The following is a 19,646-nucleotide window of genomic DNA, read 5'->3' on the forward strand; positions in this document are numbered from 1 at the left end:
TTGTTTTGGTGTTGTGAAACATCAAAGCGAATACAAGCCTCAAATAGTCTAAATGACTAAAAAAGGCTTGCTTTGAAAGATGGTATCTCCCCTTGGAAGACATAAGGGGAGGGAATAAAAAGCTAAAACTCTCTCCCCAGTAAAAACACGTCTTCTTTAATCTGTTCATTCTGGGCAATATTGGGAAGCAGCCCCCATTGCTCAAACCCCTGACGAGTGAAGAAGCTTTGGCTGTCGAGGTTGCTGGCGTAGATGTAGGCGATAAGGTGGGTAAAACCAAGTGTTGGTCGGTTGGTTTCTAGATATTGAAATAGCTGTGTACCAATGCCTTTTCCTTGGCTATCTGGGAAGACATAGACACTAATTTCACAGGCGGTGTTGAAGGCGGGTAAGCCATAGAAGGGTTCAATGGAGCACCAAGCAATCACCTTTCCCTGCTCTTCTAGAACTAACATAGGATGATTGTCTGTAACGCTTTCTAGCCAATCCATGACATCGATTAAGCCAATGTGATCTTGTCGATGCCCTGATGTGGCGAAAAGATCACAGCGTTGAAATATCTCTAAAATCGCAGGGGCGTCCTCTAGTTCAGCTAGACGAACTTCCCTGCGGGGATGAGGGGACATTGGCGTGCTAGCCCTGTTCAAGCAAGCGGCGCAAGTCAATAATGGCGGTATTAGCGCGTGCAATGTATGACGCCATAACCAAAGAATGGTTGGCCAATACACCAAAACCGCTACCATTTAAGATGAAGGGAGACCAAATACTCGCTTGCGTTGCTTCTAGTTCTCGAATGATTTGACGTAGGCTAACCAGCGCGTTTTTATCCTGTAGGGTGAAGATAAAATCCACCTCGACTGCACGCAGCATGTGGATTAGTGCCCAGCTTGTTCCGCGTGCTTCGTAGAAAACATCATCGACTTTTGACCAAGGCGTACGCACGTAACGGGTATTTTCATCTGATTCCAACTGAGGTTTGTCTTCAATGACGCTTGCGGATAAGCGCTGAGACAAGCTACCAAGACGAGTGCTGACGTCTGACAACCAGTCTGAAAGGTTGTCTGCACGAGCATAGAATTGCGCCTTGTTGTTGGTTTGTCCCGCCAGACGGTCAAGGTATTCCATTAACTCTTTGTTGCCACGACGATATTCACTCTCACTGGATGGTAGTGCCCAGCTTTTGTTATCGAAGTTAAATTGTGGCTCAGCTATTTTTAAATTTACATCTTCTGTGGACTGTGACTGCGAACGACTAAACTCTTTACGGAAGGCTCTTGCCAGGTCTCGAGACTGCACCAAGGCACCAAATTCCCAAGCTGGCATGTTGTCCATAAATACGCCAGGCGGCATTACGTCGTTACTAATAAATCCACCTGGTTTATCCAGTAAAGTTTCCATAATAGTGTGCAGTGTGCTTGCCGTTGTATAACCTGCAACCAGTTTTTTACTGTTGTTTAGATAACCTCGCTCCGTGGCTTTTTCTTTTGCAGTGGCGACCACATCAAACTGATCAGGCTCACTACTCCAGTACATACCTAAAAAGCTCAATAGCACAGCGGCAACAAGCAAAGCAGCCGCCGTGACTTTTCCGACACTTGAAAAATTAAAGCTTGGCTTTAAACCTTGTAATTTACTTGCTAACCACGACATTATTGACCTACCTTAATCTTGTTGTAATTCGACCATGTAATCAGCACGATGATATGTCATCGCACGTACACGAAATTCGGGAACACGACTGTTAATTATTTGATAAATCAAACGTGCTTCTTTGTCATTTGGCCAGTAAATGACGAGTGGACGATCTGCTTTTGCCACGTCATCTATAATAGGCTGAATTTTTTCAATTATCTCATCTTCGCTCAAACTAAAAAGCGTTTTAGGCAATAAAAACTGATCTTCTTTTAATGGTTCTGGCTCTTGCGGCGTAACCTGCTTTGATTTTTGCAATTGAGACGTTGATTTTGGCTCTCTTACGGCCAGCTCTCGTCTGGCTTTTAAATCCGTCACTCGCGAGGCCATTTCTACAATAGCTGGGTCCTCTGGGTTCACTGAACGGGCTGAATCTAAATATCGCTTAGCTTGTTTATAGTCATGATTTTTTGCGGCTTGCCATGCCCACTGAGTGTAGACATCAACAATAGCGGTTATGCCTTGTATAGCTTTAAAGTTACCTGGATCACGACCTAAAGCAGCTTGAAAATATAAGTTGGCGTTGTCATCCACCGGTGTTAGAAGCCTCTTGGCCGTCAGTGCCGTTTCACCTTGTTCAATTAAGCGTTGGGTCAACTGCTCAAAAGCCGTTGGCGTTTTTGCTGGTTTAGGCGACGGCGTTTTTAGAGTCGTAGAGCGTTCAGACTCTGCTACTTTATTAATAGAAGCGCTGTCTGGTGCAGGTTGTGTTATTTCCACTTCTTCAATGGGCTGACTTTTCTCTGTTGACTTCACATTTGACTGACAACCTGTCAGGAAAACTACAACAATTAGAAAAGAAACTAGGTTTTTACTCAATTTGCCCCCTTGCAATTGGCAACTTAAAGGTGGATTGGTAGTCTACACCTTATACTTAGCGTGGTGAAATATGGATTTACACTATACGTACAACTTGACTGAAGATATTTATGCGCCTATTCGTTCTACTGTTTTTATTAACCTTCCAAAACTTATCTTACGCTTTCACCTTCGCTCCCACATCAAGACTTTCAGAACCTGAATTTTTACCCGTTGAGCAAGCTTTTCAGCTATCTGTTACAGCACCTAAAGATGGTAAATTAACGGCAACTTGGCAGATCAATGATGGTTACTATTTATACCAAGAACAGTTTGCTTTGTCTGGCGAACACACAGATAAGCTGCATTTCTCTCCGTTTCCTGCCGGAGAAACAAAACAAGACCCTTATTATGGTGAAGTAATCGTTTATCGAGATCAATTCACTCTACCAATATATTACGACATCAAATTGGCGCCAGGCACACAAGTAAATGCGGTTCTATCCTATCAAGGCTGTGCAGATAAAGGTTTATGTTACGCACCGCAAAAAATGCCCATTCAATTTACGATTCCCCCCTTATCATCAGCAGTAGAAAAGCAGCTCACCGCATCTCAATCCAGCACCCAAACGGCTCACATGGTTAATTCGAGCATTGCACCTTCTGAAGCGGAATCTGTTAGCCAGCTACTTAATTCAAATAGTTTGACGGCAACCATTATCGCAGTGTTTGGCTTAGGTTTACTCTTATCTTTCACTCCTTGCGTGTTACCCATGGTGCCTATTGTCAGCGCTATTGTAGTTGGCACTCGCCATTCAAGGTTAGGTGCGTTTTATTATAGCTTTATTTACGTATTGGCGATGGCATTAACCTATGCTGCTATTGGCGGATTAGTCGGTATTTTTGGTACTCAACTTAATCTACAAGCTCAGTTACAAAATCCTATTTTATTGATCGCTAGTGCAATTATCTTTGCTCTGCTTGCTCTGGCAATGTTTGGTGTTTATGAAATAAGAGTACCAAGCTCATGGCAACAACGCTTCCAGGTGTCCACAAAACCAACAAGCTCGACTTGGAAATCGACAACAAGCATTTTTATCGCAGGAGTTTTGTCTACACTAATTGTCTCCCCTTGCGTATCTGCACCACTTGCTGGTGCTTTACTTTACATAAGCAGCCAAGGCAATGCATGGTACGGCGCGATGATGCTGTTTGTGATGGCTGTTGGAATGGGTATTCCACTATTACTAGTAGGATTATTTGGCCCTAAAGTTTTACCCAAAAACGGCGAGTGGCTGCATGACATCAAGGTATTGATGGGCTTTGGTTTACTTGCTATGGCAATTTGGCTGATTACTCGTTGGTTACCGATGAGTAGCCATTTATACCTTTGGGGCATTTTAGCACTGGGGATCAGCAGCTATTTCATTCATCGCGCTTATAAGGTTGCTTCGCACCCTATTAGATGGTTTTTGGTTTTAGTTTTCTTCCTTATTGGTAGTGTTGAATTTATTGGTGGTACAACGGGTGGCAACAGTCCATTACAACCCTTGGAAAAGTTCTCGTCTTCCTCAACAAACCTAGAAGAGAAAGTGACATTTGATGCCACTATCACAAATTTAGATGAACTCGATAGGATTATAGCGAATCAGGACAATCGCCCTATCGTCTTAGACCTTTATGCAGATTGGTGTATCAGCTGCAAAATATTAGAAGACATGTTTGCTTCGCCAGATGTATTACCACTGCTCGATAAGGTTCAATTAGTTCGAGTTGATGTCACAGAAAATTCAGCAAAGAACCAAGCATTAATGCAGAAGTTCGGCCTATTTGGACCACCATCACTGATATTTTTAGATAAAAAAGGCGAAGAACGCAAAGACTTAACCTTAATGGGAGAGCCAACAAAACCATCACTCATTGACCGATTAAATTTTGTCACGGCCCCCTAAACTCAACATAAAAAAGCAAGCAGTTTACAGTAGATTAAAAAACACTCATCGCAGATGTTTTTAGGTTTTTTTGCCGCATAACTGGACAATATCCCGCTTTTTATCGATAATTTCGAGCTACAAGCTTTTACAACTGGTATTTTTATAAAAGCCCTGTTTGTTGGATTAAGCAAGCAGCATACAAATTTATAAAAGAGGTCTTTATAAAGCCTCTATATAGTCAGTGATAACATAAAGCACTGAACCACCAACACAGACAGAAGAGAGTAATTATGGACATTCGTAAAATCAAAAAACTAATCGAGCTTTTAGAAGAATCTAACGTCTACGAGATTGAGATCAAAGAAGGCGAAGAGGCTGTTCGTATTAGTCGTGGTGGTGCTCCGGTTCAAGCACCTATGATGGCCGCCCCAGTGATGTCAGCACCTGCTGCTGCCCCAGCTGCCGCTTCTACTGCAGCACCAGAGGCTCCTGCTGCTATCGCAGGTCACTCAGTAAGCTCTCCAATGGTTGGTACTTACTACAAGTCTTCTGCACCAGGTGCTAAGCCTTTCATCGAAGTGGGACAAAAAGTTAACGTTGGCGATACTATCTGTATCGTTGAAGCAATGAAAATGATGAACCAAATTGAAGCAGATAAGTCTGGTACAATCGGTGCGATCCTTGTTGAAGACGGCGAGCCAGTTGAATTCGACCAGCCTCTTATTACTATTATTTAATCTAACGCAAAGGTTTCATCATGCTCGATAAGGTATTGATTGCTAACCGAGGCGAAATCGCGCTACGTATTTTACGTGCGTGTAAAGAGCTCGGTATCAAAACCGTTGCGGTTCATTCTAAAATTGACCGTGACTTATTACATGTGCGCCTTGCAGATGAATCTATCTGCATAGGGCCAAATCCATCAGCTCAAAGTTATTTGAACATCCCAGCCATCATCAGTGCTGCGGAATTAACAGATACCTCAGCGATTCACCCAGGCTACGGCTTCCTTGCTGAAAATGCAGATTTTGCAGAGCAAGTTGAACGCTCTGGTTTTGCCTTCATCGGCCCTAAAGCTGAAACAATTCGCCTAATGGGTGACAAAGTTTCTGCTATTAAAGCGATGAAAGAAGCTGGCGTACCAACTGTTCCCGGTTCAAATGGCCCTGTGCCAACCAATCCAGAAGAGTGTATCCGCATAGCAAATGAAATCGGCTTTCCGGTTATCGTAAAAGCGGCAGCAGGTGGCGGTGGTCGTGGGATGCGCGTTGTTCACAACGAAGGCAGCCTACTAAAATCCATCAGCATTACACAATCTGAAGCTGGTTCTTACTTTGGTGACAGCACGGTTTATATGGAAAAATTCCTACAAAACCCACGCCACGTAGAAGTACAAGTATTAGCTGATGGCCAAGGCAACGCAGTTCACCTATACGACCGCGATTGTTCTTTGCAACGCCGTCATCAAAAGGTATTGGAAGAAGCTCCAGCACCAATGTTGAACGAAGAATCCCGCCAAGCTTGTTTAAAAGCCTGTGTTGATGCTTGTATCAAGATCAATTACCGCGGCGCAGGTACGTTCGAATTCCTATACGAAGATGGCAACTTCTACTTCATCGAAATGAACACTCGTGTTCAAGTAGAACATCCAGTTACTGAAATGGTAACAGGAGTAGACATCGTCAAAGAACAGCTTCGTATTGCTAGCGGCTTGCCATTGTCTTTTAAACAAGAAGATATCAAGCTTAATGGCCACGCAGTTGAGTCTCGTATAAACGCAGAAGACTCTAAAACCTTCATGCCTTGCCCAGGTAAAGTGGAGTATTTCCATGCACCAGGCGGTATGGGTGTTCGTGTTGACTCTCATTTGTACAGCGGCTACTCAGTACCACCAACGTATGATTCCATGATTGCTAAAATCATCTGTCATGCTCCTGATCGTACTGCTGCACTAAAACGCCTTTCTGGCGCTCTAGATGAAACATTCATCGATGGTATTAAAACCAACATAGAGCTTCAAAAAGACCTAGTAAATGATTCAAATTTCATTGCTGGTGGCGTTAACATCCATTATTTGGAGAAAAAACTGGGTCTATAAAGACTGCAGTTTTGCCCCTAGTGACATCATAAATCACTAGGGGCAATCATTTTCCTCTCGCCTCTCGCTCCAAGCTTCGCTATTCTATTCCTGTTTGTTTTATTGTTGGACTCCACTTTATGCCTTGGCTTCAAATACGTATTCATACCACGCCCGATCACGTCCCAGCGTTCGAAGACACTCTTCTCGACTGTGGCGCCATGGTTGTCACTTTTGAAGACGTTCATGACGACCCTGTATATGAACCAGACCTAAACACCACGCCACTGTGGAAAAACACTAAGGTAACGGGCCTATTTGAGGCTGATGCAGATATTGAGCACATACGCCCAGTGATTGAGCATAAAGCCAGCGCTCTTGGCGAAAACGATATCGACATGAAAATAGAAATTGTTGAAGACAAGGATTGGGAAAGAGAGTGGATGGATAACTACCACCCAATTCAATTTGGCGAACGCCTTTGGGTTTGCCCAAGCTGGCGCGAAGTTCCGGATCCAAATGCAGTCACACTGATGCTGGATCCAGGGTTGGCATTTGGCACAGGCACTCACCCCACTACCGCCTTATGCTTACAATGGTTAGACAGCATTGATTGCAAGGACAAAACCATTATAGATTACGGTTGTGGTTCAGGTATTCTTGGCATCGCCGGCTTGTTACTTGGCGCAAATAATATGGTGGGTATCGACATTGATCCACAAGCCGTACAAGCAACCGAAGCCAATGCAGAACGTAATAAAATTGACCCAAACCGCCTAGAGGTAAAACTTCCTCCATACGAGTCTGATTTACAAGCTGACATCGTAGTGGCAAACATTCTGGCTGGACCACTTGCTCACTTAGCCCCTACTATTTCCTCTCTAGTAAAAAGTGGTGGTCAGTTGGCACTCTCTGGCATTCTTGCCAACCAAGCCCAGGAAGTGGTTGAGGCTTATCAAGAATGGTTTACAATTGACTCCATTACTGAAAAAGAAGAATGGGTTCGTATTGTTGGCACTAAGCACGCATAATAGCCGTTTTACCCGAGCACAGTTTTAGACAGGAAGATGATACCCTATGGCCAGTAGCCTAATAACACGTTGCCCAAAATGTTCAACTGCATTTCGAGTAAGCGATGAAGTATTAAGCATGGCCAAGGGCAAAGTCAGATGTGGCCAATGCTTTCATATTTTTAATGCTAGCGATACTGCAAATAATAAAACAACCGCTGCTCACGCCGCAAAAAAGCAGAGACATGAACACACCAACCCAACGGTTGAAGTAGCCGCACCTAATAAAAAAACGCTCGCAGATTCATCACACCAAGCAACGGCGACAGAACAAGCCATCCCAACTAGAGCAAATACTGACAAGCTTATTGATAGTAGACTGGCCCCAGCGGAAGACATTGTTAACCCTGACTGGCTGCATACATTATTTGATGACGAAGACTTACAGCCCCCCAGCCCAGACACAACAACTCAATCCTCTCTAGAAGAAACGGAAGCGGCAGAAGCCCAATCGATAGAAACAAGTACGGTCTATCAGGATTCGGCTCGCAAACAAGAACAGGCAAAATACCAAGCGAAAAAAGTAGAGACTGAGGCAGCGCGACAGGATGAGCCAGCGCCGTGGGAAGTTGAGCTGGCAGAAGTAGAAGCCGCGCTACAAGCAACACAACAACCTGCTGTAGCAAGCAAACCTATTACGAAACCTTCACCAGCACCTAAAACGCCTGTAGATGAAAAACCTAGCCCAGAACCGGATTATATGGTCGCCCTGCACTCTTTGGCGCAAACTGCAGCAGAGCAAACACGTCCGTCAGACATTAAAAATCAACATACCATTCTTGAGCAATTATCCGCTCAGCAAAGCTTAGCCCCCTTGATGGGTGAAAGTACCCCTAAGTCACGCAAGAAAAACAACCATCCTTGGTTATGGTTCTTTGCTTCTCTCTTAGGAGTTGCCTTATTAACCGCACAAGTAGCAACGCATTTTTTTGAAGAAGGCAGTCGCTCCTCTAATTTTAGAGCCATGTACAAAACAATTTGCTCTTACTCCGGCTGCTCTCTACCAAGATTTGAGGACATCAGTGCCATCTCTATTCAACACGTACGCATACAAAGCCACCCATCCATCCCTAACACACTTTTAGTAAATGCCATCATCACAAATACCAGTGATTTTTCTCAACCTATGCCCAAAATCGCCTTGGAATTTTTTGACTTAAATGGCTTACCAGTGGCGGCACGTCTATTTGCTCCAAGCGACTACCTACACAAAGACTTTCTAGATATCACTTATATGCCACCAAATACCCCGATCCATTTGGTCATTCCAATACAAGATCCAGGCGCTCGAGCAGTCACTCATCAACTCAGAGCCTTTCCTACAGACACTCGCTCTTACTAGTTTTTAAGCGAGTGCACGACTACTGTGCTCGCCAATACTTTGTTAAATATAGACTCGCTTATTTACGGATTTAACAACATGGGCTCATTTATAACCCATAATTAGGCTTTTCCTTCCTGCGTCGACCTAATAACTACATCCATGTAGTTATCCGTTTCTCGTCTTTTTTTCTCGTCTTGGCTTCGCTCGTGACTTCGTGCAAAGGTCTCTTTTCACTGTTTTAGTGCAAAGGTTAAAAAAAGAACAAAAAATAGTCAGTTTTTAGCCTGTCAAGACTTCAAAAACAACGATTGCATAGGTATTATTCACGCCCGCTCGACAGTGTCGACGATCTTTAACATTCAATCCAGTATTCAGGAACATCATGGCATTTGCTATTGGCCCATATTGCGTTGACAAATCGGTTATTCTGGCCCCTATGGCTGGTGTAACAGATTTGCCTTTTCGCCGCCTTTGTCATGATCAAGGTGCAGGCTTAGTCGTATCAGAAATGGTCACTTCTGATGTTCGTCTGTGGAACTCGACAAAAAGCCGTCATCGTCTAATTCATGATGCGGAAGTCTCGCCGAGATCCGTTCAAATTGCTGGTGGTGACCCTCAAATGATGGCTGAAGCCGCTCAACAAAATGTTGAGCTAGGCGCACAAATCATTGATATCAATATGGGATGCCCTGCTAAAAAAGTATGCAATAAAGCAGCAGGCTCAGCATTACTTAAAGATGAAGCACTTGTTCGAGAAATACTGGAAACTGTTGTAAATAGTGTTTCGGTTCCGGTCACTCTAAAAATCCGCACAGGATGGAGTCTTGATCAGAAAAATGGTCTTGCGATTGCAAAAATGGCAGAAGATATTGGCATTCAAGCACTAGCGATTCATGGACGAACACGGGAATGCAAATTCCAAGGACAAGTAGAATACGACACAATTGCAGAGATTAAGCATCATTTGAATATCCCGATTTTTGCTAACGGGGATATTAAAGACGCGCAGTCAGCAAAATTTGTGAAAGATTACACACAGGCGGATGGCATCATGATTGGCCGAGCCGCTCAAGGAAGGCCGTGGATTTTTCGCGAAATAAACCACTATTTAGAAACAAATGAATTGTTAGCGCCTCCATCTTTATCTGAGGTGAGACAGCTTGTTATTAACCACGTGAACGCTTTACACCAGTTTTATGGTGACTATTTAGGCGTGCGTATTGCTCGCAAACACGTTGGTTGGTACCTGCAGACGTTAGCGGACAAAACACAATTTCGCAGCCTGTTTAACCGTATTGATAATACGCAAGAACAGCTTGATAAATTGCAAGAGTTCTTTGTTTGCCAATAGGCAAACGAACCTTACACTTAATGCACTGAAAATCAAAAAGAAGACTTAGATCACTCTTTTCAATGACGATCAGCGCGCATTAATAAATGGTTAGCTTTAAAAATAGAAGGTCATTCTGTGGTAGAAAAAACTCATACTCATACGTTTCAAGCCGCTTCTTCAGAGCAGTCACAAACCCTACGTGACAATGTTGAAAAAGCCCTACAAAACTATTTCGCTCATCTTGATGGGCAGCCAATAACAGACTTATACCAGTTAGTCTTAGCTGAGGTTGAGGCGCCTTTGCTAGAGTCTGTAATGAGCTACACAAAGGATAACCAAACAAAAGCATCCACCATCCTTGGTTTAAACCGAGGCACACTTCGCAAGAAGTTGAAGCAATACGGCATGCTATAAGCACAAAGAAAAAAGGGCGAATTCGCCCTTTTTTTCGTCTTACCTTCCCCTTGTTTATTTAGTGTTAAATTAACTGCGAGAACCATGATGGCAAATCAAAAGACAGTAACTCCAATCAAACGAGCGTTAATCAGTGTTTCCGACAAAACAGGCATTGTCGAATTCGCGCGAGAATTGACTACTCAAGGCGTTGAAATTCTTTCAACTGGTGGCACTTACCGCCTTTTATTAGACAGCAACGTTAAAGCAACTGAAGTTTCTGATTACACTGGCTTTCCTGAAATGATGGATGGTCGTGTGAAAACGCTACACCCAAAAGTTCACGGTGGCATTCTTGGCCGTCGTGACATCGATGGCGCCATCATGAAAGAGCATGGTATCGAAGAAATCGATATGGTGGTTGTTAACCTTTATCCATTCGAAGCAACTATCGAACGTCCAGACTGCGACTTACCAATGGCGATTGAAAATATCGATATTGGTGGCCCAACCATGGTTCGCTCTGCAGCGAAAAACCACAAAGACGTGGCTATTGTCGTGTCTCCGTCCAACTACGAAGGCATCTTAGCCTCTCTTAAAGTCGATGGCGGTTTAACTTTCGAACAACGCTTTGATCTTGCGGTGAAAGCATTTGAGCACACATCACACTACGATGGTGCCATTGCAAACTTCCTTGGCAAAAAAGTCGAAGGCGGCAGCGAAGACTTTGCTCGTACCTTCAACCTACAATTCAACAAACAAGAAGAAATGCGCTATGGTGAGAATCCACACCAGAAAGCTGCCTTCTATGTTGAAGCAAACCCTAAAGAAGCATCCATTAGCACGGCTAAACAAATTCAAGGTAAGGCACTGTCTTACAACAACATCGCAGACACAGATGCAGCTCTTGAGTGCGTAAAGAGCTTCGATAAACCTGCTTGCGTTATCGTTAAGCACGCTAACCCTTGTGGTGTTGCCACGGCTGCAACACAATTTGAAGCCTACGACCTAGCCTTCCAAACAGACCCAACGTCTGCTTTTGGCGGCATCATTGCTTTTAACCAAGAACTTGATGCAAAAACAGCACAAGCCATTGTTGACCGCCAATTCGTTGAAGTTATTATTGCCCCAAGCGTGAGCAAAGAAGCAACCGACATCGTTGCTGCAAAACAAAATGTTCGCTTGCTTGAATGTGGCCAATGGTCAAAAGACAAGCCAGCTGCACTAGACTACAAACGCGTTAACGGTGGTTTATTGGTCCAAGACCGTGATGACGGTGTGATTACTTTAGACGACCTTAAAATCGTTTCTAAACGCCAACCTAGCGAAGAAGAACTAAAAGATCTATTGTTTGCTTGGAAAGTCGCTAAATTCGTAAAATCCAATGCAATTGTTTATGCAAAAGCAGAACAAACGATTGGTGTAGGTGCTGGCCAAATGAGCCGTGTTTACAGTGCGAAAATCGCTGGCATCAAAGCCGCTGACGAAAGCTTAGAAGTGGTTGGCTCTGTTATGGCATCTGATGCATTCTTTCCATTCCGTGATGGCATAGATGCCGCAGCACAAGCTGGAATTACAGCGGTTATTCAGCCAGGTGGCTCTATGCGTGATGAAGAAGTCATCGCTGCTGCTGACGAAGCTGGCATGGCAATGGTCTTCACTGGCATGCGTCATTTCCGCCATTAAAAGCACACCGCTAAGAAGCCGCATTAATGGAAATAACCATTAATGCTCCAAAACTTTTTAGTTAGTCGTCAGAGGCTTCTGCCTCTGGCTCGCAATACAAAGGATTAGATAATGAAAGTTCTTATTATTGGTAACGGCGGACGTGAGCATGCTCTAGCATGGAAAACCGCAGAGTCCAGCCAAGTTGATAAAGTTTTCGTTGCCCCAGGCAATGCAGGCTCAGCAACCGAAAGCAAAGTTGAAAACGTTAACATCGGTGTAACAGACATCGCTGATCTTGTCGCTTTTGCGAAAAAAGAAAACATCGACCTAACCATTGTTGGCCCAGAAGCGCCATTAGTTATTGGCGTGGTAGATGCGTTTGAAAAAGAAGGCCTAGCTATCTTTGGCCCCACAGCGGCGGCAGCACAATTAGAAGGCTCTAAAGCTTTCACGAAAGATTTCTTAGCTCGCCACAACATTCCAACGGCAGCTTACGGCAACTTCACTGAGATAGAAGCGGCTGTTGCATACATCAAGCAACACGGCGCTCCAATCGTTGTTAAAGCCGATGGCCTAGCCGCTGGTAAAGGCGTTATCTTGGCGCAAACCGAAGCCGAAGCGATAGAAGCCGTTGAAGATATGCTTCAAGGCAATAGCTTTGGCGATGCGGGTAGCCGCGTTGTTATAGAAGAATTTTTGGTCGGTGAAGAAGCCAGTTTTATCTGTATGGTAGACGGTGAAACAGTTTTACCAATGGCTACAAGCCAAGACCACAAAGCACGCGATAATGGCGACAAAGGCCCTAACACTGGCGGTATGGGTGCTTATTCCCCAGCTCCTGTTGTTACACCTGAAATTCACGATCGCATTATGAACGAAGTTATTATGCCAACCGTCAAAGGCATGAACGCTGAAGGTAATCGCTACCGCGGATTCTTGTACGCTGGCGTGATGATTGCTCCAGATGGCACACCAAAAACACTTGAATACAACTGTCGTTTTGGTGATCCAGAAACACAACCAATCATGATGCGCTTACGTTCTGATTTGGCTCAAATGTGCTTAGCAGCAATCAATGGCAAGCTGGATACAATTGAAGCTGACTGGGACCCTCGTGCCAGCTTAGGTGTTGTTCTTGCTGCTGGCGGCTACCCTGCCGATTATCCTAAAGGTGATGCAATTTCTGGCTTGGACACAGAGCTTCCAAAAGGTCAGAAAGTATTTCAGGCTGGTACAGCATTAAAAGGCGATCAAGTTGTTACTAATGGCGGTCGCGTTCTATGCGCCGTGGCTCTTGGTGATACCGTTGCAGAAGCACAAGCCTCTGCTTACGATGTTGTTAAAACACTGTCTTGGGACAAAGTTTACTTTCGCACTGACATTGGCCATCGCGCCATTGCTCGTGAGCAAAAGTAATCGACCTATTGAATAAGATAACAAGTAAAAAGGCCTCACATTGAGGCCTTTTTACTATGTTAATTTGGCGAAATTTAGCGCTTATTTTTTAAGTTGTGACTCTTTTTTGTCTAACCAAGCTTTAAGCAAACGCCCTAATTCCAATACCAACAAACCAAAAATAACACCAGAAACCCAGTCTAAACCTAGAACAAAACCCAGTGACGCGATCATCCCATAGCCGTACATTAGATTAGTGCGTGTTGCCGGCTTTGCTTGTCTTGCAAACCAAGTTACGCCAAGTAGCAATATGCTAAACCAAACATAATACTCTACTAAAATTGGATATAGCATTTGATCCCCTATCTAGTTAATAATGATAGCCTTTATACAATACAGTCAGGCTAGCGTTTTGCTTTATCGATTAATTTTACTGTTTTTACTCAGCATCTCCAACTGCGCTTGGAGCTCAAACACAATTGCCATTATTAATGATACAAATAGTGTATTCAATATCGGGAAAAGCGGTTCTTATTTCGTTGATAAAAATCAAAACCTCTCATTTGATACTATAGCGTCTGATGAATACGCCAAACAATTCCGCCCCCTAAATAGAGACTACTTACAATTTGGCATGGTGCAGGGAAATATCTGGATTCGTACAGATATTGCTATACGAACCACCAATAGCACACCAGTTTTACTAGAAATAGATTCTCCGAGACTCCAATACTTAGACATTTACCTGCCTAATTTATACGAAAATCAGATACAAGCAGAGCTTGGTGGCGCCAGACCCTATAACAACAAGCAAATCAAAACACCAAACTATGTCTATTCTATTCCGGCTAACTCTCCACCGGTTTTCACCCTATATATTAAACTCTCTTCTCATTTGCCGATTAATGCGCAAATAGAGCTAAAAACACTTTCACAACTAAGCCAAGACACCCAAAAGGATCTAACCTATACCGGTATAATCCTTGGCGTATTACTCACCTTATTCGTCTGCAATGCGTTTTTTTTCACCAAAACATCACACCCAATGTATTTGATTTACTGCATATTACTCATTGCTATTGCAGTACTACACTTGGCTCTTCATGATCAAGTCTCACAGTTTTTTCCAAACCAAACCAACGTTCAAGAGCGAATATATAACCTAGCCGCACTATCCTGCTTATGCGCCATCGTGTTTTTTTCTCGACTCTATTTTGATACTAAAGAACACCTACCCATAATGAATAAGTGGCTCATTTCGATAGGCTCTATTAATGCGCTCTTTGTGATCCTCTTTACGCTTTCGCCTGAAAGAATCAATATTCTGCTACTCTCGATGCTTGCGATTAGTACTTTTATTATCTTAATCGTGCATGCTGTTATCGCCTTTATGAAGAAAATCCCTTTCTCTGGGTACTATTTAGTCGCACGACTCACACTAATCTGCGGCCATTTCACATGGGTAATGTCGGTCTATGGCATCATTCCAAACATCATTTTATTTAAATGGGGCCTAACTCTCACCATCATTGTTGAATCAATGATTCATTTCACCGGTATGATTATTCAGACTGCACCACTCTTACAAAGACATTCTAGAAAAAGTAAGTACTCTCAAACTGAAACGGCCAGCCTTTTACCCGATATTTCCAGCCGACTACGTCGTCAAATAAATATTCTTGGTGGTGTTCTTTCTCACCTCGACCAAGCAGCGACGTCAAACGACACAAAGCTTCTTTTGACAAGTAGCCTTACAGCCAACAATAATATTAAAAATCTAGTAGAGCGAATTGAACTCCTCAGCGATATCAAAGAGAACACCTTACCCGACCAACTGCATCCGATAGCACTCAACCAACTAATCGATAATGCCTATAACAACTTTCAGCGTTTAGACCAAGACAATACGCTAATTGAGCTAAACACCTATAAAACGAACCAAGTTGAAATCCTACAGAATGCGTCTATTTTGCAGCATCTAATCGAAACCCTAATACAAGAATTCAAACACTTTACTGATCAAACATTGACGCTCAATATCACTCGCCACGAAATGAATAGAGAAGGCATCACTTTATTAGAATTAAGCAGCTACCCTCTCCCAACTCAAATTCGTGCCACTACGGCCAGCTTCGATCTTGGCATGCATTACATCATGCTTTTAATCCAATATTTAGAGGGTGAAGTTCACATATCCGAGAATGAGCGTACGCGAAGCATTAATATCCAGCTTCCTATACATACACACATTCGTCCATTGAATAACGACATCAACCAACAAAGTCACTTTGATATCATATTATTTGGCCAAGAAGACAGTGACCTACAAAAAGCACTAACGATTTTGCAAAATCACGCCAATAAAATAGAGCATTTCACCACACTAGAAAGCTTATTAGACTATTTAGAATTACCGGCAAAAAGAGAGTCAGGCTCTATTATTTTGGTTTTCGATAATGGCGGACACATCCCTCACATCACACAACAAAGGCTAATGCCTTTAATGCGCCGTGAAGATCAGTGCTTACTAATTAGCAACAATGTTAAAATGTCGCTAGATTATGCTAAAAAACTTGGTTTTGATGAACTATTAGCTTGCTCTGAACTAGAAGCGCATCTAAAACAAAGAATATCGCGCCTTATACAAAAAGGAGACAGACTAAAGAGCACATCTTTGTCACGGATCAATCCTTTGCGCAAGACGCCTTGAAGCAAAGCAACTAAACTTGAATAATACAATTGAAAGGAGATGATATGGACTGTTTATTTTGCAAGATAGTAAAAGGTGACATTCCGGCAACCATTTTGTTTGAAGACGATGATGTTATTGCCTTTGAAGACATAATGCCCAAAGCCCCCTGCCATTTCCTTGTCATTCCGAAACGTCATATTAGCACCTTAAATGACCTTAGCGATGAAGACGCTCCTGTGGTTGGCAAGCTGCAAATCACAGCAGCAAAAATAGCAAAACAGAAAGGCATCAGCGATGCAGGTTATCGTGTTGTCATGAACTGCAACGAAATGGGTGGACAAACCGTTTACCACATTCATATGCATGTACTCGGTGGCCGTGCAATGACGTGGCCTCCAGGTTAACAAGAGGAAATTATAATGATCTCTTTTATTGATAAAGCCGTACTACAGTTTGATCGTGCTTTACAAACGCTTGTTCCACATGCCGCAAAAGCAAATCGATCTTCTCCTGCGGATAAACTGAAGGAAGCCGAGCTAGATCAAAGCGACCGTAAACATTCATCCGGCCTTATGCGAATTAATCATACTGGCGAAGTATGTGCTCAAGCCCTCTATGCAGGACAAGCTACAACAGCAAAACTCGCTAAGGTGCGCCAAGAAATGGAGCATGCCGCTGATGAAGAGATCGACCATCTCGTCTGGTGTGAACAACGACTTTATGACCTTGGAAGTAAACCAAGCATTTTAAACCCGTTGTTCTATGGAGCATCATTTATGATTGGCGCTGGAGCAGGTTTAATTAGTGATAGACTTAGTTTGGGCTTTGTTGCGGCAACAGAAGACCAAGTTTGCATTCACCTTGAAAAACACATGGCAACCTTGCCAATGCAAGATGAAAAAAGCAAAGCGGTATTAACGCAAATGCACATTGACGAAGCGAAACATAAAGCAATGGCATTAGAAGCAGGCGGATACGAATTTCCACAACCTATTATGGCCATCATGACCCAAGTATCTAAAGTCATGACTTCTACTACTTACCGGATTTAATCATGAACAGAGATCTTCATTCTATTCGTCGTGACTACCAATTCGACGATCTTTTGGAAGAGCAAGCAGGTAACAACCCACTGGCTCTATTTGATACTTGGCTAGACAAAGCTATAGAATCCTGCCCTGATGACCCAACCGCTATGGTACTCAGTACAGTTGGGCTAGACGGCTGGCCACATTCTCGCGTAGTACTATTGAAACAACGCAATGACACAGGCTTTTCTTTCTTCACAAACTACGACAGTGAGAAAGCCCAGCAATTGGCGCAAAATAACAAAGCCAGCATGACCTTTTTCTGGCCGGCCCTATCTCGCCAAGTTCGCATTGAAGGCACCATAGAAAAAGTGTCTAGAGAAACCTCAGAAACCTATTTCGCAAGCCGTCCACGAGGCAGCCAGCTGGCAGCTAGAACGTCTAGACAAAGCTCAGTTATTGCTAGCCGTGATGAATTGCAAAAGGCATTTGATACAGAAGAAAAAACCTTCAGTGATAAAGACGTCCCTTGCCCTGAAAACTGGGGAGGATATGTATTAAACCCCAGCTTTATTGAATTCTGGCAAGGTAGACCAAGCCGACTTCATGACCGTATTTGCTATACACAAGAAGACAACAATTGGATAAGAACGCGAAAAGCGCCGTGATTTTTGAGATGCAGCCATACAATGCATCAAGAAAATAAATAGCACTCAAAACAGGAGACGAAAGGTTAAACTCATTCTCTCCTCTTTGATCCGCTTTCGCACTGGCAAAGAGTGCTGCCACAACACCTGTGTCGAAGCGGACATAATTAACCAGCTTCCATTTTCTAATTCAATGCAATGCTTAATTTGATGATTTCCTTTAAGACGAAATAAAAATGGCCGATTTGCTCCGAGACTCAACATAGCCACAACGGGAGCTGGGCCTAATATTTTTTCATCATCAGCATGCCACCCCATATATTCCTCACCATCTTGGTACCAATTCAATAACACCGCATTAAAAGACTGCCCTGCAAGCTGCTCGGCCTCTTGCTTAATAGGTAATAGCCAATCAGGCCAGCCAAAACCATTATGATCTTTGCCAGAATAGCGATAACAAATGCCGTGATCAGCAATAAATGCAACTTTTCTTGGCACCAATACTTCACGCCCAAACATGGTTAGACTTTCTCTCTCCCAGGACACATCTGATTTAAGCTGAGACATTAACGGCGGTAGGCTTGAGCTAGAAAATGAGTATCGGTATGATGGCCCAGCTCCTATTAAATTATTCACCTTGGACTTCAATGCAAACCTCTTTCACTTTAGAGCCAACTAAACGTAGTGCATTCCTAGACGTATATCGCGGGTCTGCTGTACTACTGATGATGATATTCCACTTTTGTTGGGATTTACGAAATTTTGGCTTTATGGAATTCTACATCTACGACCCTTTTTGGGTTTATTTTCGTAGCTTGATTCTAACACTGTTTCTTACCGCCATTGGCTGGTCTACCTATCTCACGTTAAGCAAAGCCAAACACCCTTCATTTTGGGTGCGCGACATCAAACTGTTTGTCTCGGCGGCCGCAATATCGCTTGCCACATACCTTGCTGCACCTGACCAATGGATATACTTTGGCATATTGCATTTTATCTTTATAGCCTCTTTAGTCACCAGGCCATTTGCCAAATGGCCAATCAGTTCAGCCTTGGTTGGTGCATCCATAATAATCATTTATCATTCAACAAATTGGCTTCATTTCCCAAACGCTTTTTCAATCATTTCCTCATACATAGAACTGCCACAAAGAACCCTAGATATTGTATTTCCATTCCCATGGATAGCCGTTGTTCTAATTGGCCCTCTTCTTGGCCACCTAAACTGGCATAAATGTCCGACTCCAAATACCCTAACAATACACATTTTAGCCTTTATGGGACGTTACGCACTCCCTATATACCTCATCCATCAAGTCATTTTATTTGCTTTGGTGGCAACATTCAAAATGGTGCTCAATCTCATTAACTGATCACTTTTCGCGCATTCAATGAGGTGAGTTTTTTTCATCAAAAAATAGATAAAAATAGCCAACACGGTATTGCCAATTGCTAACTTTACGCTTTTTCAGGCAAGTAAAGTAAGTAAGTACTTAGCTATTATCAAATTATCATTTCAGAGTTTTTTTCAAGCCTTGATTTTCACTTAAATGAGCACTATTGTTCGCTACAGATTATTAATAAAACACTATATG

Annotated in this window: 19 protein-coding genes; 14 read left to right on the top strand and 5 right to left on the bottom strand. The window is 43.1% G+C overall.

Going from position 1 to position 19,646, the window contains the following annotated elements; translation table 11 throughout:
• Positions 1-122 precede the first annotated feature (122 nt).
• From DFP80_RS08295 to DFP80_RS08305, 3 genes are read right to left on the bottom strand one after another with little or no spacing between them, the layout of a single operon-like run.
• Positions 123-626: a GNAT family N-acetyltransferase gene (locus DFP80_RS08295; RefSeq protein WP_113916345.1), complete on the bottom strand. Its 504-nt coding sequence runs from the start codon at positions 624-626 to the stop codon at positions 123-125.
• Positions 627-633: 7 nt separating this feature from the next.
• Complete coding sequence (locus tag DFP80_RS08300; protein WP_113916346.1) at positions 634-1,650, bottom strand: DUF2333 family protein; 1,017 nt, start codon at positions 1,648-1,650, stop codon at positions 634-636.
• 12 nt (positions 1,651-1,662) lie between these two features.
• Positions 1,663-2,511 carry a tetratricopeptide repeat protein gene (locus tag DFP80_RS08305; RefSeq protein ID WP_113916347.1) on the bottom strand — a complete coding sequence of 283 codons (849 nt, stop codon included), beginning with the start codon at positions 2,509-2,511 and terminating at the stop codon, positions 1,663-1,665.
• Between the two features lie 110 nt (positions 2,512-2,621).
• Between DFP80_RS08305 and dsbD the strand changes: the two genes are divergently transcribed.
• The 9 genes from dsbD (at position 2,622) to purD (ending at position 13,705) form a co-directional block, all read left to right on the top strand.
• Positions 2,622-4,442 (top strand): protein-disulfide reductase DsbD, encoded by a 1,821-nt coding sequence (gene dsbD, locus DFP80_RS08310; RefSeq protein ID WP_113916348.1) that lies wholly within the window; start codon positions 2,622-2,624, stop codon positions 4,440-4,442.
• Between the two features lie 272 nt (positions 4,443-4,714).
• Positions 4,715-5,161 (top strand): acetyl-CoA carboxylase biotin carboxyl carrier protein, encoded by a 447-nt coding sequence (accB, locus tag DFP80_RS08315; RefSeq protein ID WP_113916349.1) that lies wholly within the window; start codon positions 4,715-4,717, stop codon positions 5,159-5,161.
• 20 nt (positions 5,162-5,181) lie between these two features.
• On the top strand, positions 5,182-6,522 hold the full coding sequence (gene accC, locus DFP80_RS08320) for an acetyl-CoA carboxylase biotin carboxylase subunit (RefSeq protein WP_113916350.1): 1,341 nt from the start codon (positions 5,182-5,184) through the stop codon (positions 6,520-6,522).
• A 119-nt stretch (positions 6,523-6,641) separates the two neighbouring features.
• Positions 6,642-7,532, top strand: coding sequence for a 50S ribosomal protein L11 methyltransferase (gene prmA / locus DFP80_RS08325; RefSeq protein ID WP_113916351.1), 891 nt, complete (start codon positions 6,642-6,644; stop codon positions 7,530-7,532).
• Positions 7,533-7,578: 46 nt separating this feature from the next.
• Positions 7,579-8,913 (top strand): zinc-ribbon and DUF3426 domain-containing protein, encoded by a 1,335-nt coding sequence (locus tag DFP80_RS08330; RefSeq protein WP_113916352.1) that lies wholly within the window; start codon positions 7,579-7,581, stop codon positions 8,911-8,913.
• 364 nt (positions 8,914-9,277) lie between these two features.
• Positions 9,278-10,246: a tRNA dihydrouridine synthase DusB gene (gene dusB, locus DFP80_RS08335; protein WP_113916353.1), complete on the top strand. Its 969-nt coding sequence runs from the start codon at positions 9,278-9,280 to the stop codon at positions 10,244-10,246.
• A gap of 117 nt (positions 10,247-10,363) precedes the next feature.
• Complete coding sequence (fis, locus tag DFP80_RS08340) at positions 10,364-10,642, top strand: DNA-binding transcriptional regulator Fis (RefSeq protein ID WP_113916354.1); 279 nt, start codon at positions 10,364-10,366, stop codon at positions 10,640-10,642.
• Between the two features lie 87 nt (positions 10,643-10,729).
• On the top strand, positions 10,730-12,307 hold the full coding sequence (gene purH / locus DFP80_RS08345; RefSeq protein ID WP_113916587.1) for a bifunctional phosphoribosylaminoimidazolecarboxamide formyltransferase/IMP cyclohydrolase: 1,578 nt from the start codon (positions 10,730-10,732) through the stop codon (positions 12,305-12,307).
• 111 nt (positions 12,308-12,418) lie between these two features.
• Entirely contained in the window at positions 12,419-13,705 is a 1,287-nt protein-coding gene (gene purD / locus DFP80_RS08350; RefSeq protein ID WP_113916355.1) for a phosphoribosylamine--glycine ligase, read from the top strand.
• An 81-nt stretch (positions 13,706-13,786) separates the two neighbouring features.
• Here purD and DFP80_RS08355 read toward each other — a convergent pair whose 3' ends face one another.
• Complete coding sequence (locus tag DFP80_RS08355) at positions 13,787-14,038, bottom strand: hypothetical protein (protein WP_113916356.1); 252 nt, start codon at positions 14,036-14,038, stop codon at positions 13,787-13,789.
• 22 nt (positions 14,039-14,060) lie between these two features.
• Here DFP80_RS08355 and DFP80_RS08360 point away from each other — a divergent pair, with 22 nt between their 5' ends.
• From DFP80_RS08360 to pdxH, 4 genes are read left to right on the top strand one after another with little or no spacing between them, the layout of a single operon-like run.
• Entirely contained in the window at positions 14,061-16,394 is a 2,334-nt protein-coding gene (locus tag DFP80_RS08360) for a 7TMR-DISM family protein (RefSeq protein ID WP_241560206.1), read from the top strand.
• 44 nt (positions 16,395-16,438) lie between these two features.
• Positions 16,439-16,780, top strand: a complete 342-nt coding sequence (locus DFP80_RS08365) for a histidine triad nucleotide-binding protein (protein ID WP_113916357.1) — start codon at positions 16,439-16,441, stop codon at positions 16,778-16,780.
• A 15-nt stretch (positions 16,781-16,795) separates the two neighbouring features.
• Entirely contained in the window at positions 16,796-17,428 is a 633-nt protein-coding gene (coq7, locus tag DFP80_RS08370) for a 2-polyprenyl-3-methyl-6-methoxy-1,4-benzoquinone monooxygenase (protein ID WP_113916358.1), read from the top strand.
• 2 nt (positions 17,429-17,430) lie between these two features.
• The gene (pdxH, locus tag DFP80_RS08375; protein WP_113916359.1) at positions 17,431-18,072 is read left to right on the top strand and encodes a pyridoxamine 5'-phosphate oxidase; all 642 of its coding nucleotides are present in this window, start codon (positions 17,431-17,433) and stop codon (positions 18,070-18,072) included.
• A 45-nt stretch (positions 18,073-18,117) separates the two neighbouring features.
• Here pdxH and DFP80_RS08380 read toward each other — a convergent pair whose 3' ends face one another.
• Positions 18,118-18,687 (bottom strand): alpha-ketoglutarate-dependent dioxygenase AlkB family protein, encoded by a 570-nt coding sequence (locus DFP80_RS08380; protein WP_241560207.1) that lies wholly within the window; start codon positions 18,685-18,687, stop codon positions 18,118-18,120.
• 11 nt (positions 18,688-18,698) lie between these two features.
• Here DFP80_RS08380 and DFP80_RS08385 point away from each other — a divergent pair, with 11 nt between their 5' ends.
• Positions 18,699-19,424, top strand: coding sequence for a heparan-alpha-glucosaminide N-acetyltransferase (locus DFP80_RS08385; protein ID WP_113916360.1), 726 nt, complete (start codon positions 18,699-18,701; stop codon positions 19,422-19,424).
• Positions 19,425-19,646 lie beyond the last annotated feature (222 nt).

This window comes from Marinomonas rhizomae (assembly GCF_003315485.1).
Taxonomy (GTDB): Bacteria; Pseudomonadota; Gammaproteobacteria; order Pseudomonadales; family Marinomonadaceae; genus Marinomonas; species Marinomonas rhizomae.

Excerpts from the sequence above, each read along its gene's own strand:
- DFP80_RS08295 (WP_113916345.1), bottom strand. The coding sequence starts at position 626 with ATGTCCCCTCATCCCCGCAGGGAAGTTCGTCTAGCTGAACTAGAGGAC.
- DFP80_RS08300 (WP_113916346.1), bottom strand. The coding sequence starts at position 1,650 with ATGTCGTGGTTAGCAAGTAAATTACAAGGTTTAAAGCCAAGCTTTAAT.
- dsbD (WP_113916348.1), top strand. The coding sequence starts at position 2,622 with ATGCGCCTATTCGTTCTACTGTTTTTATTAACCTTCCAAAACTTATCT.
- accB (WP_113916349.1), top strand. The coding sequence starts at position 4,715 with ATGGACATTCGTAAAATCAAAAAACTAATCGAGCTTTTAGAAGAATCT.
- accC (WP_113916350.1), top strand. The coding sequence starts at position 5,182 with ATGCTCGATAAGGTATTGATTGCTAACCGAGGCGAAATCGCGCTACGT.
- prmA (WP_113916351.1), top strand. The coding sequence starts at position 6,642 with ATGCCTTGGCTTCAAATACGTATTCATACCACGCCCGATCACGTCCCA.
- DFP80_RS08330 (WP_113916352.1), top strand. The coding sequence starts at position 7,579 with ATGGCCAGTAGCCTAATAACACGTTGCCCAAAATGTTCAACTGCATTT.
- dusB (WP_113916353.1), top strand. The coding sequence starts at position 9,278 with ATGGCATTTGCTATTGGCCCATATTGCGTTGACAAATCGGTTATTCTG.
- purH (WP_113916587.1), top strand. The coding sequence starts at position 10,730 with ATGGCAAATCAAAAGACAGTAACTCCAATCAAACGAGCGTTAATCAGT.
- purD (WP_113916355.1), top strand. The coding sequence starts at position 12,419 with ATGAAAGTTCTTATTATTGGTAACGGCGGACGTGAGCATGCTCTAGCA.
- DFP80_RS08355 (WP_113916356.1), bottom strand. The coding sequence starts at position 14,038 with ATGCTATATCCAATTTTAGTAGAGTATTATGTTTGGTTTAGCATATTG.
- DFP80_RS08360 (WP_241560206.1), top strand. The coding sequence starts at position 14,061 with ATGATAGCCTTTATACAATACAGTCAGGCTAGCGTTTTGCTTTATCGA.
- DFP80_RS08365 (WP_113916357.1), top strand. The coding sequence starts at position 16,439 with ATGGACTGTTTATTTTGCAAGATAGTAAAAGGTGACATTCCGGCAACC.
- coq7 (WP_113916358.1), top strand. The coding sequence starts at position 16,796 with ATGATCTCTTTTATTGATAAAGCCGTACTACAGTTTGATCGTGCTTTA.
- pdxH (WP_113916359.1), top strand. The coding sequence starts at position 17,431 with ATGAACAGAGATCTTCATTCTATTCGTCGTGACTACCAATTCGACGAT.
- DFP80_RS08385 (WP_113916360.1), top strand. The coding sequence starts at position 18,699 with ATGCAAACCTCTTTCACTTTAGAGCCAACTAAACGTAGTGCATTCCTA.